Consider the following 12,810-nt stretch of genomic DNA (forward strand, 5'->3'; position numbering starts at 1 on the left):
TGCCATGAAGCCGCCGATGCCCGCGCAACGCTTGCAATCCGCCACCGCCGCCGCCTATGCCAGCGTGGGCAACGTGGGCGTGGGCTTCGACATCCTCGGCCACTGCATCGCCGGTGCCTCGGATCGCGTCGAGGTTCGTCGCATCGATGCGCCGACCGTGCGCATCGCCGGCATCGATGGTTGCGTCGACGTACTGCCCACCGAGGCATCGCAGAACACTGCCGGCATGGCGCTGCTCGCCTTGCGCAAGGCACTCGGCCTGCAGCATGGGTTCGAGATATTCCTACACAAAGGCATCTCACTGGGTTCGGGCATGGGTGGCTCGGCCGCGTCGTGCGTGGCGGCTCTGGTTGCCGCCAATGCCTTGCTGGAGAGGCCGCTGTCGCGCGAATCGCTGTACGGTTTTGCGATGGAAGGCGAAGCCGTAGCCAGCGGCGGACGCCACGGCGACAACGTCGGGCCGATGCTCGTGGGCGGCCTGGTGCTGGCCACGCGCGACCGGCTGGTAAAAGTACCGGTGCCGGCAAGCTGGCATTGCGCTCTGGTGCATCCGCATGCCGTGCTGGAAACCCGCAAGGCACGTGCAGCGCTCGCGGGCGATTATGCGTTGAGCGAATTCGTGGCGCAGTCGGCCAATCTTTCGCTGGTGCTCGCCGGCTGCTGGCGCGGCGAAGCCGAACTGGTTCGCGAAGGCCTGAAAGACGTGCTGGTGGAGCCGCGCCGCGCGCCGCTGGTGCCGAACTTCGCGCGCGTCAAACAAGCCGCACTGGATCATCACGCCATGGGCGCCAGCATTTCCGGTGGCGGCCCGAGCGTCTTTGCATGGTTCGAACATCGTGCCGAGGCCCAAGCCGCCGCCGATGCGATGTGCAGCGCATTCGCCGAAGCAGGCCTGGACAGCGATCGCTTCGTGGCACCCGTGGATGGGCCGGCAGCGTCCCTTCTTACCGCCGCCGAAGGTGAGCAGGCATGAGTCAGGCTTTGCGATATTTGAGTACGCGCGGCATCAGCCCCGCAGCTACGCTCAGCGAAGCGATTGCCGCAGGGCTCGCACCGGATGGCGGACTGTACATACCGGAGCAACTACCCCAAATCGATCCGCGCGATTTCGCCGCCGCAGGCACACTGGCCGACACGGCGGCGACCTTGCTGGCACCTTTTTTCGCTGGCGATGCGCTTGCCGACGAGCTACCGGCGATATGCGCCGAGGCACTGACGTTCCCGACGCCGCTGCGCAGCTTGCCACACCATCCCAAGACGGCGTTGCTGGAACTGTTCCACGGCCCGACTGCGGCCTTCAAGGATGTCGGTGCACGCTTCCTCGCGGCCTGCCTGCGCCGCCTGCGCGGTGACAGCTCGTCGCGTCTCACCATCCTGGTCGCCACCTCCGGCGACACGGGTGCCGCGGTAGGTGCTGCGTTTCATCGACAGCCGGGCATCGAGGTGGTGATCCTGTATCCCGACGGTCGGGTTTCGCCGCGGCAGGCGCACCAGTTGGGCTGCTTCGGCGACAACGTACAGGCACTGCGCGTGCAAGGCCGCTTCGACGATTGCCAACGCATGGTGAAGGCCGCCTTGAGCGATGCCGCGTTGCAGGCACGCTCGCCGCTCTCTTCGGCCAACAGCATCAGCCTCGGGCGCCTGCTTCCGCAAATGAGCTACTACGCGCACGCGGCGCTGGTCGGATGGCGCGAACACGGCGAGGCGCTGAACCTGGTCATTCCCACCGGCAACCTGGGCAATGCGCTGGCTGCGGTGTGGACGCGCCAAATGGGCTTGCCGATCGCTCGCATCCGGCTGGCGTGCAATGCCAACGCCACCCTGCCCGACTTTTTTGCCGGCGACGACTACGCTCCGCGGCAAGCCGTGGCGACGTTGGCCAATGCCATGGATGTCGGCGCACCCAGCAACTTCGAACGCTTGCTCTGGACCTTTCCGCAAGCGAACGAGCTGCGCAGCCAATTGCATGCGCAAAGCGTGGACGATCGAACGATCTGCGACGTGGTTGCCAAGCATGCGCACGAACACGATGAGGTGTTCTGCCCGCACACCGCGACCGCCATGCGCGTATTGGACGAATTGCGCGAGGCGGGCGACGACGCAGCGTGGGCCGTCGTTGCAACGGCGCACCCCGCGAAGTTCGAAACGGTGGTGGAGCCGCTGGTCGGCAAGTCGATCGACGTGCCCGGCGCGCTGGCCGCGATGCTGGACAGACCTGCATCGGCCGAACCGTTGGCGGCAGACGATGGCGCTCTGCGCCAATGGCTGCTGCTACGTGCCGATGAAAATAGCGCGGCGACCGTGCCGTAAAAATCCCGGGCAGATGGCCCGGGATTTTCACAGACCCGATATCAGCCAAGCATTTCCAGAATCTGGCTGGTGGAACGCACGAAGCCCAGGCGCGGAAAAATATTATCGATGGCGAAGGCATGGTGTTCGGCGCTGGTGCTGCTGGTGGCGTCTTCGGCGAACACCAGGCCGAAGCCCAGCTCCCACGCGTTGCGCGCCGTCGATTCCACGCCGATGTTGGTAGCAATGCCGCCAAGCACGATGTGCTCGATGCCGCGGCGGCGCAATTGCAATTCCAGCTCGGTACCGTAGAACGCGCCCCACTGGCGCTTGACGATGCGGATATCGCTGTCGATCACGCCCAGCTCAGGGGGGAATTCCCACCAGTTGGCCGGTCGCTCCACGGCCGGCATCGGACGATCCACCCGCTGATGCGGCGCATCGCCACCGTCGGCCGACCAGCCCACGCGCACCAATACGACCGGCGCCTTCAGCTCGTGGAATCGCCTGACCAGGGCCGCCGCCTTGTCCAGCACCTCGGCCGGGCCGTGCGGACCGCCCGCAAACGGTAGGATACCCTTCTGCAGGTCGATCAGAACCAGCGCCGTACGGCGCGGATCGAGTGTTTCCATGGGAATCTCCGGATTAGATAAGTGAGGCTATCCTCACTTAGGAGTTTATGAGGATGCCCTCACAAAAATCAAGCGAAGCCCGCCGTGTTCCGCAGCGCCAGCGCGGCCGCGAGCGTGTCGCCTCCCTGCTGGAGGCGGCTTCCGCGTGCTTCGTCGAAAAGGGATTCGAAGCGACCACCATGACCGAGGTGGCGGCACGAGCCGGGGCTTCGATCGGTTCGCTGTATCAGTTCTTCCCGACCAAGGAAGTGCTGGCGCAAGCCTTGATCGAGCAATACGTGGAAGCGGTGTACGCCGAACTGCGAAAGCTTGCCGAACAGTCCGTGCCATGGAGCACGGAGCAATTGGCGGAACGGCTGTGCGGCTTCCTGGTGGCGTTTCGCAAACGCCAGCCGGCATTTGTGGCGCTGGAATCGGCGTCGATCCCGGCCGTAGACAGCATGGCTATCCGCCGAAGGGTGCGCTCCGAACTGCAGGCATTGCTGGCGCGCCGTGCGCCACATCGTTCAGAGGATGAGATGCATGCCGCAGCGGTCGTCGTCCAGCAGATGATGAAAGCGGCCATTGCGATCCACGCCGAACCGGGCATGCCGGGACGTCAGGCGGCGCTGATCCAATTGCAACACGCCATGCAGTTGTACCTGCATGGCGTGTTCGGCGAGTGAGAAGCGATCAACCGCCCTTGGCGGGATAGGTCTGGAAACCGCCGCCCTGTTGCGCAGGCGGTTGCGCATTCTGCATCGGCTGCTGCGAATTGCCCTGGATCGGCGGCGGCGCGGACGGCCCGACTGCGTGGCTGCCGCAGTAATAGGCTTCCCAGGGCTGTTTGCCATCCACCGGATCGGCCAGCGGCTTGATGGTATCGGCATGCAGGTCGACCGCGCTGTTGCGGGCTTGCACCTGCAGTTCGTCGCGCACCTTGATGTCGTTGCGATCGAAAGGACCGACGTGATCCTGCACGCCGACCGTAATCTTGCCCATGTCACGGCAACCGGACACATCTCCCGTCCATACCGTGCGTACGCTGTTGGATCCCGGATCAGGATTGATGCCCCAGGTACAACCGCCGAGCAGCACGAGCGGTGCGAGCAACAGCAGGGTCTTGCGCATGAGTAACTCCATTTGAGCGGGGAATGCGAAGCATATTGCGTTCGCACTTCATCCTAGCGCGTCGCTGCCATCTGTCGCCGAACGCCGGCTTAGCGCGCGCTCGCCCCTTTGTCCGTCCGGACACTGTCCGGTATCGGGCCCGGCTGTCCGCGGACAATCTTTGCACAGCCTGCGCAATAAAAATAAATCAATAATATTCAATGCTTTATACAGAAACATAACGCTGGCACAGGGATTGCACTGAACAGAGCGAGAACTCTTACTGACCCATTCGGAGCACGGAAATGAAATTCACCGAAACGACGTTTGAAGCCCTGGTCCTGCGCGGCCTGTTCGCTGCCTGCCTGCTGGTGAGCGGCATGATTCTGACCGCCATGGTGACCACCAAGCCGGCACCGGTGCAATTGGCATCGGGCGGCCCGGTCAAGACCCTGCTCGCCGCGGCACCGTCGACCTGCGCATTGCCCGATATCGGCAGCGTCGTGTGCTTCCACGCGGAAAGTTGATGCCACCCGATCCACGATCGACGGAGGATACGAACGTGATGACATTCGAAACCATGATGCTGCGGAGCCTGTTTGGAGCATGCGTGCTGGTCTGCGGACTGCTGCTGGCAGCCATCATCAGCGCCAGGCCAGTACCGGCGCATTGGGCCGGCGACGGTGTGGTCAACGCAGCGGCGATCGCGGCAGCCGTGCCCGCCACCCGCGACCGCTCGGCAGCCTGAACACGAGACGTGAACGGTCTCGCCATCCGATAATGGCGGCATGCTGCACATCATTCTGTTCCGCCCCGAAATCCCGCCCAATACCGGCAACGTGATCCGCCTGTGCGCCAACACCGGCGCCGGCCTGCACCTGATCCGTCCACTGGGTTTCGAACTCGACGACACGCGCCTGAAGCGCGCCGGCCTGGATTATCACGAATACGCCCGCGTCGTCGTGCACGACGATCTCGACGCCTGCCTGGCGGCGTTGAATCATCCCCGCGTGTTCGCCTTTTCGACCCGCGGGCGCACCATGCACGTCGATGCGCAATTTGCCGATGGCGATGCCCTGCTGTTCGGCTGCGAAACGGCCGGCTTGCCCGAAGCGGTGCTGTCCGCCGTGCCGCCGGAGCGTCGCTTGCGGCTGCCCATGTGCCCGGACAGCCGCAGCCTGAATCTTTCCAACAGCGTAGCCGTGGCGCTGTATGAGGCCTGGCGGCAGCTGGGCTTTTTCGGCGCGGCAGGGTTCTGACCCCGATCCTCACCCGCAGGCAGCTACAATTGAAAAATGACTGCTGCCTCTTCCCCGAACCTGCTTCCACCGCCGCTGCGCAAACTTGCCGGCCGGGCACTGGAAACAGCGCTGAATCACGCGCTTTCGCTCGATCCGGAAAGCCAGGCCAAACTCGCCGCGCTCGAGGGCCGCAGCGTGCAGTTGCATTTGCGCGGCGTCGAACTGGCCATGGCGGTCACGGTTGAGCGGGAGCAGCTGAAAGTCGGGCCGGCTCCCGAATCGAGCGATCTGCGCGTCGCCGCCACGCCTGGCAGCCTGCTGTCGATGCTGCTTCGCCGCCGCGGCGAAGACATGCCGCCGGGCAAGGTGGAGATCGCCGGCGACGCGGAACTGGCGCGACGACTGGAAAAGCTCGCCAGCGGCTTCGCACCGGATTTCGAAGAGGCATTCGCCCGCACTTTCGGCGACGTGCTCGGCGTGCCTTTGGCCAAAGCCGTGCGCAACGGATTGGCCCACGCGCGCGAAAGCGCATCTCACCTGAGCCAGGACGGCGCAGCCTGGTTGCGCGATGAGGCGCGAGTGGCGCTGGCTCCCGGCGAAGTGGAAGGTTTCCTCGATGAGGTCGATGCGCTGCGCGAGCGCGCCGAGCGCCTGGAAGCACGCCTCGCACGCCTGGAGCGCCAGCGGAGATCGAACCCATGACGCCGCTGGGAGCGGTGCCGGGACTGCTGCGTGTCGCCGTGGTGCTGTTGCGCTACCGGCTGGACGAACTGGTCGACGCCACGCATCTGTTTCGCCCACTGAAACTGATACGCCCCCTGCTGGGACGGCCAGCGGTTGACGTGCGCCCGCTTTCCCGCGGCGCCCGCCTCCGTCTCGCCTTGAACGAACTGGGACCGATCTTCGTCAAGGCCGGCCAGGTGCTTTCCACCCGGCGCGACCTGGTCCCCGGCGATATCGCCGACGAACTGGCGCTGCTGCAAGACCAGGTACCGCCGTTCCCCGGCGACGAGGCGCAGGCTATCGTGCAGCGCGAACTCAAGCTGCCGATCGACCAGCTGTATGCGAGTTTCGACGCCGTTCCGCTGGCTTCCGCATCGATTGCGCAGGTACACGCCGCCAGGCTTTACGACGGTCGTTCGGTGGTGGTGAAGGTGTTGCGTCCGCGCATCGACGAACGCATTGCCCGCGACATCAAACTGATTCGCTCGCTGGGCGAGCTGGCCGAACGCTGGCATCCCAACGCCGACAAGATCCGGCCGCTGGACGTGGTGAGCGAAGTCGAGAAGATGCTGGAGCACGAACTGGATCTGCAGCGCGAAGGCGCGAACGCCAGCCTGCTGCGCCGCAATTTCGCCAGCGGCGTCGACCTGTACGTGCCGGAAGTGCATTGGGAATTGACCAGCGCACGCGTGCTGACCCTGGAGCGAGTGTCGGGCGTGAGCTGCGACGACGTCGCCGCCATCGACGCGGCGGGCATCGACCGCAAGCAACTGGCCGCCAAAGGCGTGCGACTGTTTTACGAGCAGGTTTTCCGCGACAACTTTTTCCACGCCGACGCGCATCCGGGCAATATCTGGGTCGATCCCACGCGCGTGGAAGAACCGCGTTTCATCGCGCTGGATTTCGGCATCATGGGTTCGCTGCCGGAAGCGGACCAATACTGGCTGGCGCAGAATTTCATCGCCTTGTTCGAACGCGACTACGCGCGCATCGCCAAGCTCCACATCGATGCAGGATGGATGCCTGCCAGCATCCGGCTGGATGAACTGGAAGCCGCCGTGCGCACCGTGTGCGAACCCTACTTCACGCGTCCGCTGTCGCAGATTTCGCTGGCCGAATTGGTGGTGAAATTGTTCCAGACGGCGCGACGCTTCGAACTGACCCTGCAGCCGCAATTGATCCTGTTGCAAAAGACGCTGCTCAACATCGAAGGCGTGGGCCGTATGCTCGACCCGGACATCGACATCTGGGCGGTGGCCCATCCGGTGCTCAAGCGCATTCTGCGCGAGCGTTACAGCCCGATGCGCACGCTGAAGGAAATCCGCAAGCGCATCCCCGAATGGTTCCACAACGCGCCGCAGTTGCCTGAACTGGTGCGCGATGCCATGCGCCAGATCGCGGTGGGCGAGCAGCGCATGCTCACCGATTTCGAAACGCTCAGTCACCAGCGCCATCTGGTGCGACACCTGATGCGGATGATCGCCTGCGGGTTGTTCGGCGGCACCTTGATCATCAGCGCAACCGTAATGTGGACGTTCGGATCGCAGCACCAGCTCTGGCTGCCGCTGTGTATCGGTGCAGGCGGCCTGCTGTCGTTTGTCTACGGCTGGATGCGGCGCTGACTTTGACTCGCTCCGCAGGCGCAAACATCTTTTCGGCAAACCATGCTTGAGATCCTCTATCAAGACGACGCCCTGATTGCGGTCAACAAACCCGCAGGACTCGCCGTGCACCGCTCGAAAATGGTGGGCAATGCCGATGAATTCCTGATCGACTTGCTGCGCGAGCAGGTAGGCGGCACGGTCTATCTGGCGCACCGCCTCGATCGCGCGACCAGCGGTGTGCTGCTGATTGCCCGCTCCAGCGAAGTCGCCGCGGCACTCGGCGAGCAATTCATGGGTCGCGACGTGCACAAGCAATATCTGACCGTGGTACGCGGCTGGCCGGAACCCGCCGAAGGCGTGGTCGACTACCCGCTGCCCGGCTCACGCGATACCGGCCCGCGCCGTGACGCACGCACCGCTTACCGGCAACTGGCCACGGTGGAAGTGCCCATCGCCCTTGGCCGCTATCCGCAACAGCGCTATGCCTTGCTGCTGGCAGAACCGGAGACGGGACGCTTTCGGCAGATTCGCAAGCATCTGGCTCACATCCATCATCCGGTGATCGGCGATTGCCAGCATGGGCGTAGCGATCACAACCGTCTGTACAAGCAATATTTCAGCTGCCACCGCATGCTGTTGCATGCCTGGCGGCTGAGCCTGCGCCACCCGGTGGATGGCAGGCCCATGCAGCTTCAAGCGCCATTGGACCAGGCCTACTGCAAAATACTCGAGCGGTTTGCCTGGCAGCTGCCTTCGGAAACGCCGATAAGCAGTTAGACTGCTCGCCATGCTACCCGTGAGCCGATCCATCGTCCTGCCGGAATCCGAGCTGGTCGTACGCTTTCTGCGTGCCGACGGCCCGGGAGGCCAGCACGTAAACCGCACCGAAAGCGCAGTCGAACTGCGCTTCGACGTGCTGCAATCGCCTTCGCTGCCCGACGATGTTCGCGCCCGCTTGCTGGCTCGCCGCGATCGGCGCCTTACCGACGAAGGCGTGCTGGTGATCCAGGCCCGCCGCTTCCGCGACCAGGGCCGCAACCGCGAAGATGCCCGCGAACGACTGGTGGAGATTCTGCGCGGCGCGCTCGTCGCTCCCAAGAAGCGCGTAGCCACCAAGCCCACGCGGGCTTCTCAGCAGCGTCGCCTGGAAGGAAAGCAGCAGCGCGGCAAGCTCAAGCAGAACCGATCTCGATCCTGGAGCCACGAGTGAGTTCGCCCATCCTGCCGCCGGTACCGGCGCAAGCTCCGCGAATCAACAGTCGTTTCTGGCCCTGGCTGATGCGCAGCATGCTGCGGCTATCGGGCTGGCGCTTGCTCGGGCAACTGCCGGATCTGCCCAAGCTGATCATCATCGGCGCCCCGCATTCGTCCTATTGGGACGGCGTGTGGGGCTTGATGATGAAGATCGGCCTGGGCGCCAACATCAACGTGATGATCAAGCGCGAGGTGCTGGACGGCCCGCTGGGTATCATTCTGCGCCCGGTCGGCATGATTCCGATCAACCGCAGCGCCGCGTTGAACGTGGTGGGCCAGATGGTGAAGCGCTTCGCCGAATACGAACGCATGTGGCTGGGCATCACCCCGGAAGGCACGCGCAAGCACGTCAAGCATTGGAAGTCGGGTTTCCTGCGCATCGCGCGCGAAGCGAACGTGCCGATCCAGACGGTCTTTATCGATTATCCCAGCAAGACGTTCACGCTCGGACCGCTGGTGCATGCCAGCGACGATCCGGATGCGGACATGGCCACGATACGTGCGATGTTCCGGCCCTATCGCGGCAAGCATCGCAACACTGAATAACCGCGGAGAGTTCATGGATTCGCTTGGCATCCAGCACTACGAAGCGTTCCTGCTCGCGAGCCTTGCGCTCAACCTCACGCCCGGCCTGGATACGTTCTACATCCTCACGCGCAGCGGCCGCGAAGGACACGGCGTGGGCTTGGCGGCGGCGCTCGGCATCAATGCCGGTTGCATCGTGCACACGTTGGCAGCGGTGCTTGGCATTTCCGCAATCCTGATGACCTCGGCATTCGCCTTCAGCATGCTGAAGTATCTGGGAGCTGCGTATCTGGTGTGGATCGGCTTGCGCATGCTGCTGTCGCGCTCCACCACGCGTCAGCCCACCGAAACGCGCGGACGCGGCTTGAGCGCGGCGTTCCGGCAAGGCATGTTGACCAACGTGCTCAATCCCAAGGTTGCGTTGTTCTTCCTGGCGTTCCTGCCGCAATTCGTATCCATGCACGCCATGCACCCGCAACTGGGACTGATGTTGCTGGGCCTGAGCTTCATCGGCACGGGACTGACGTGGTCGACGGTGCTGGCATTGATGGGTGGCCGCATTCATCGGCTGCTCACGGCCAAGCCGCACGTGGGACAGTGGATGGATCGCCTGTGTGGCAGCGTGCTGGTGGCGTTCGGCGTGAAGCTGGCACTTCAGCAGCGTAGCTAACGCTCCGAGTGGCCGGATTCATCGTAATCGCGATGAGTCAGCAGACCTGGGCGGATCAGATCGATAAACGCCCGGGCTTCCGCAGTAAGGAACTTGCCCTTGCGCATCACCACGCCGTAGCTGCGCTGCGGAAAGTATTGCCGCATGTTGCGCACCGCCAGGCGGTTGCGATCCGCGTCGGTAATGCAGATGCCGGTGACGATGGAAATACCCAAGCCCATCGCGACGTATTCCTTGATCACCTCCCAGCCGCCAACCTCGATCGCCACCTGGTAAGGCACCTGCCGTTGCTGGAACACCAGGTCCACCAGTCGATAGGTGGACAGGCGCTGCGGCGGGAGGATCAGGCCGTACGGCGAAAGGTCTTCCAGTGCGATGGCATCCTTGCCCGCCAGCGGATGATTGGGCGGCATGATCAGCATCGGGTCGTAGTGATAGACCGGTGCCCAGGCGATGTCGTTGGGTACGTCGAGCATGGAGCCCACGGCAAAATCCGCTTCATCAGCGCGCAGCAACGCCATGCCGTCCTTGCCGGTGACGTTGGCCAATTGCAGTTGCACGGCGGGAAAGCGTTCGCGGTATTGCCGCACCAGTTCCGGCAGCAGGTACTGGATGGTTGAGCTGCCTGCCGCCACGGTCAGGCGGCCAGACTGCAGACCTTTGATCTTGCTGTGAAAATCCCGATCCAGATGCTCCCATCCTTCGACCAGGGGGCGCGCCAGCTCGTACAGGGCCTCGCCGGCATCGGTGAGGTTGATGCGGCGGCGGCTGCGCTGCAGCAGTTCCACCCCAAGCTCTCGCTCCAGCGCCTGTAGCTGCAGGCTGATCGATGGCTGCGACAGGTAGAGCGATTCGGCGGCTCGGCTGAGCGTACCCAGCTTCACCGTCGCCACGAAGGCGCGCATCTGCTTCAGGCGATTGCCCTTGTAGTAATAGCGGCCCGGGTCGCTGGACGCCGGAACGTCCTTTCCGGGCCGGCGCTTGGCCTTGGCTGGCAGCTTTTTTGTCACGTTTGCCTTCCGGACAGCTTCTTTCATGACAGATTCTTCAATACCTTAGCGTATGTATTGATAAATACAATATCAATAATTGAAACATTTGTTTTGTCAAAATGGTGTGCGCTGACTAGCTTGTCCCCGAACCCCTGGCGGAGAAGCTCATGGCAGTACCCAGCGAAAAGTTCGTCGTCCAGCCTGCCCGCGTCCACGCGGACATTGCCGGCTACGAAGACATCCTCACCCCGGATGCCCTGGCCTTCCTGGCCCGGCTGCATCGTTTTGCCGAGCCGCTGCGCCAGCAACTGCTGCAGGCCCGGCGGCAGCGCCAGGCCCGCTACGACGCCGGCGCACTGCCGGACTTCCGGCCGGACACCAAGGCGATCCGCGATTCGGATTGGACAGTCGCGCCCATCCCCGCCGCCTTGCAGGACCGCCGCGTGGAAATCACCGGACCGGTCGAGCGCAAGATGATCATCAACGCGCTCAATTCCGGCGCGAAGGTGTTCATGGCCGATTTCGAGGACTCCTCCGCCCCCAGCTTCGCCAATCAGCTGGATGGCCAGGTCAATCTGCGAGACGCGGTCAACGGAACCCTGCAATTCCGCTCACCCGAGGGCAAGGAATATCGCGTCGGCGCCAATCCGGCGGTGCTGATGGTGCGCCCGCGCGGCTGGCATCTGCCGGAGCGGCACGTAACGGTCGATGGCCAGACCATGGCTGGCGCGCTGGTGGATTTTGGCCTGTACGCCTTCCACAACGCGCACGTTTTGCATGCCCGCGATCTCGGACCGTATTTCTATCTGCCCAAGCTCGAGGCGATGGAAGAGGCTGCCCTGTGGGACGAAGTCATGGCGCTGGCCGAGGACGACCTCGAGCTGCCGGCCGGCAGCATGAAGGCCACCGTGCTGATCGAGACCCTGCCAGCGGCGTTCCAGATGCACGAGATCCTGCATGCGCTGCGCGGCCGCGTGGCTGGACTGAACTGCGGACGCTGGGATTACATTTTTTCCTACCTGAAAACCATGCGCGGCCATCGCGACCGTTTGCTGCCCGAGCGCAGCCAGGTGGTGATGACGGTGCCTTTTCTCAAAGCCTATTCGGAGCTGCTGATCCAGACCTGCCATCGCCGTGGCGCTTTTGCGATGGGCGGCATGGCGGCGCAGATTCCGATCAAGGGCGACGACGACGCCAACGACAAGGCCATGGCCAAGGTTCGCGCCGACAAACTGCGCGAAGTGCAGGCCGGCCACGACGGCACCTGGGTCGCGCATCCGGCACTGGTGCCCGTGGCCATGGATATTTTCGATCGTCATCTGAGTACGCCGAACCAGTTGCAGGTGAAGCGCGAAGACGTCACGGCAGACCGCAACGCCCTGATCGCCCCCTGCGGCGGCACCATCAGCCGCACCGGCTTCGACAACAACGTGGAAGTGGCCTTGCGCTACACCGCGGCATGGCTCGAAGGGATGGGCTGCGTGCCGATCCACAACCTGATGGAAGACGCAGCGACAGCCGAAATCGCCCGCGCGCAATTGTGGCAATGGCTGCATCACGGCAGCCTGGAATTTCCCGACCACGCACCGATCGATTTTGCGTTGTTCGATCACGCACTCGCCTCGCACGCGCATCGCCTCAGCGAAAGCACGTTGCCGGGCGCAAGCCGCGCCAAGGATGCCGCGCACCTGCTCGCCACGCTGACCCATGCCGACCAGCTCGGCGATTTCCTCACCCTGCCCGCCTACGAGCAACTTGCCTGACTGCGCGCCATCACGGCATTCACCGGAG

The 12,810-nt window shown here is 63.8% G+C and carries 16 protein-coding genes; 13 read left to right on the forward strand and 3 right to left on the reverse strand.

What is annotated here, in order from left to right; all coding sequences use genetic code 11:
* Nucleotides 1-4: 4 nt before the first annotated feature.
* Both ISS99_RS01350 and thrC read left to right on the forward strand, forming a co-directional pair.
* Nucleotides 5-973 (forward strand): homoserine kinase, encoded by a 969-nt coding sequence (locus tag ISS99_RS01350; RefSeq protein WP_204629825.1) that lies wholly within the window; start codon nt 5-7, stop codon nt 971-973.
* On the forward strand, nt 970-2,310 hold the full coding sequence (gene thrC / locus ISS99_RS01355; RefSeq protein WP_204629766.1) for a threonine synthase: 1,341 nt from the start codon (nt 970-972) through the stop codon (nt 2,308-2,310). Before ISS99_RS01350 ends, thrC begins: the two co-directional genes overlap by 4 nt.
* Before the next feature lie 41 nt (nt 2,311-2,351).
* Here thrC and ISS99_RS01360 read toward each other — a convergent pair whose 3' ends face one another.
* The gene (locus ISS99_RS01360) at nt 2,352-2,921 is read right to left on the reverse strand and encodes a hydrolase (protein ID WP_204629767.1); all 570 of its coding nucleotides are present in this window, start codon (nt 2,919-2,921) and stop codon (nt 2,352-2,354) included.
* A 53-nt stretch (nt 2,922-2,974) separates the two neighbouring features.
* On the opposite strand from ISS99_RS01360, the gene ISS99_RS01365 reads away from it, so the two are divergent.
* Nucleotides 2,975-3,586, forward strand: a complete 612-nt coding sequence (locus tag ISS99_RS01365) for a TetR/AcrR family transcriptional regulator (RefSeq protein ID WP_204629768.1) — start codon at nt 2,975-2,977, stop codon at nt 3,584-3,586.
* Between the two features lie 7 nt (nt 3,587-3,593).
* Here the strand turns inward: ISS99_RS01365 and ISS99_RS01370 are convergent, their stop codons facing one another.
* A complete protein-coding gene (locus ISS99_RS01370; protein WP_204629769.1) occupies nt 3,594-4,031 on the reverse strand; it encodes a DUF4156 domain-containing protein in 438 nt (145 codons plus the stop codon).
* 284 nt (nt 4,032-4,315) lie between these two features.
* On the opposite strand from ISS99_RS01370, the gene ISS99_RS01375 reads away from it, so the two are divergent.
* From ISS99_RS01375 to ISS99_RS01415, 9 genes are read left to right on the forward strand one after another with little or no spacing between them, the layout of a single operon-like run.
* Nucleotides 4,316-4,537, forward strand: coding sequence for a hypothetical protein (locus ISS99_RS01375; protein ID WP_204629770.1), 222 nt, complete (start codon nt 4,316-4,318; stop codon nt 4,535-4,537).
* A 35-nt stretch (nt 4,538-4,572) separates the two neighbouring features.
* A complete protein-coding gene (locus ISS99_RS01380) occupies nt 4,573-4,758 on the forward strand; it encodes a hypothetical protein (RefSeq protein WP_204629771.1) in 186 nt (61 codons plus the stop codon).
* A gap of 40 nt (nt 4,759-4,798) precedes the next feature.
* A complete protein-coding gene (gene trmL / locus ISS99_RS01385) occupies nt 4,799-5,269 on the forward strand; it encodes a tRNA (uridine(34)/cytosine(34)/5-carboxymethylaminomethyluridine(34)-2'-O)-methyltransferase TrmL (protein WP_204629772.1) in 471 nt (156 codons plus the stop codon).
* Between the two features lie 36 nt (nt 5,270-5,305).
* Nucleotides 5,306-5,953 (forward strand): ubiquinone biosynthesis accessory factor UbiJ, encoded by a 648-nt coding sequence (locus ISS99_RS01390; RefSeq protein WP_204629773.1) that lies wholly within the window; start codon nt 5,306-5,308, stop codon nt 5,951-5,953.
* Entirely contained in the window at nt 5,950-7,596 is a 1,647-nt protein-coding gene (gene ubiB, locus ISS99_RS01395) for a ubiquinone biosynthesis regulatory protein kinase UbiB (RefSeq protein ID WP_204629774.1), read from the forward strand. Before ISS99_RS01390 ends, ubiB begins: the two co-directional genes overlap by 4 nt.
* 42 nt (nt 7,597-7,638) lie before the next feature.
* Nucleotides 7,639-8,355 (forward strand): pseudouridine synthase, encoded by a 717-nt coding sequence (locus tag ISS99_RS01400; protein WP_204629775.1) that lies wholly within the window; start codon nt 7,639-7,641, stop codon nt 8,353-8,355.
* 10 nt (nt 8,356-8,365) lie between these two features.
* Nucleotides 8,366-8,788: an alternative ribosome rescue aminoacyl-tRNA hydrolase ArfB gene (arfB, locus tag ISS99_RS01405; RefSeq protein ID WP_204629776.1), complete on the forward strand. Its 423-nt coding sequence runs from the start codon at nt 8,366-8,368 to the stop codon at nt 8,786-8,788.
* A complete protein-coding gene (locus ISS99_RS01410) occupies nt 8,785-9,378 on the forward strand; it encodes a 1-acyl-sn-glycerol-3-phosphate acyltransferase (protein ID WP_204629777.1) in 594 nt (197 codons plus the stop codon). The genes arfB and ISS99_RS01410 overlap by 4 nt, the downstream gene beginning before the upstream one ends.
* Nucleotides 9,379-9,391: 13 nt before the next feature.
* Nucleotides 9,392-10,027 carry a LysE family translocator gene (locus ISS99_RS01415; RefSeq protein ID WP_204629778.1) on the forward strand — a complete coding sequence of 212 codons (636 nt, stop codon included), beginning with the start codon at nt 9,392-9,394 and terminating at the stop codon, nt 10,025-10,027.
* On the opposite strand, the gene ISS99_RS01420 is transcribed toward ISS99_RS01415, so the two are convergent.
* Entirely contained in the window at nt 10,024-10,932 is a 909-nt protein-coding gene (locus tag ISS99_RS01420; protein WP_239537558.1) for a LysR family transcriptional regulator, read from the reverse strand. The genes ISS99_RS01415 and ISS99_RS01420 overlap by 4 nt on opposite strands.
* Nucleotides 10,933-11,186: 254 nt before the next feature.
* Here ISS99_RS01420 and aceB point away from each other — a divergent pair, with 254 nt between their 5' ends.
* Nucleotides 11,187-12,782 carry a malate synthase A gene (gene aceB / locus ISS99_RS01425; protein WP_204629780.1) on the forward strand — a complete coding sequence of 532 codons (1,596 nt, stop codon included), beginning with the start codon at nt 11,187-11,189 and terminating at the stop codon, nt 12,780-12,782.
* Nucleotides 12,783-12,810 lie beyond the last annotated feature (28 nt).

This window comes from Dyella mobilis, from assembly GCF_016904945.1.
Lineage (GTDB): Bacteria > Pseudomonadota > Gammaproteobacteria > Xanthomonadales > Rhodanobacteraceae > Dyella_B > Dyella_B mobilis.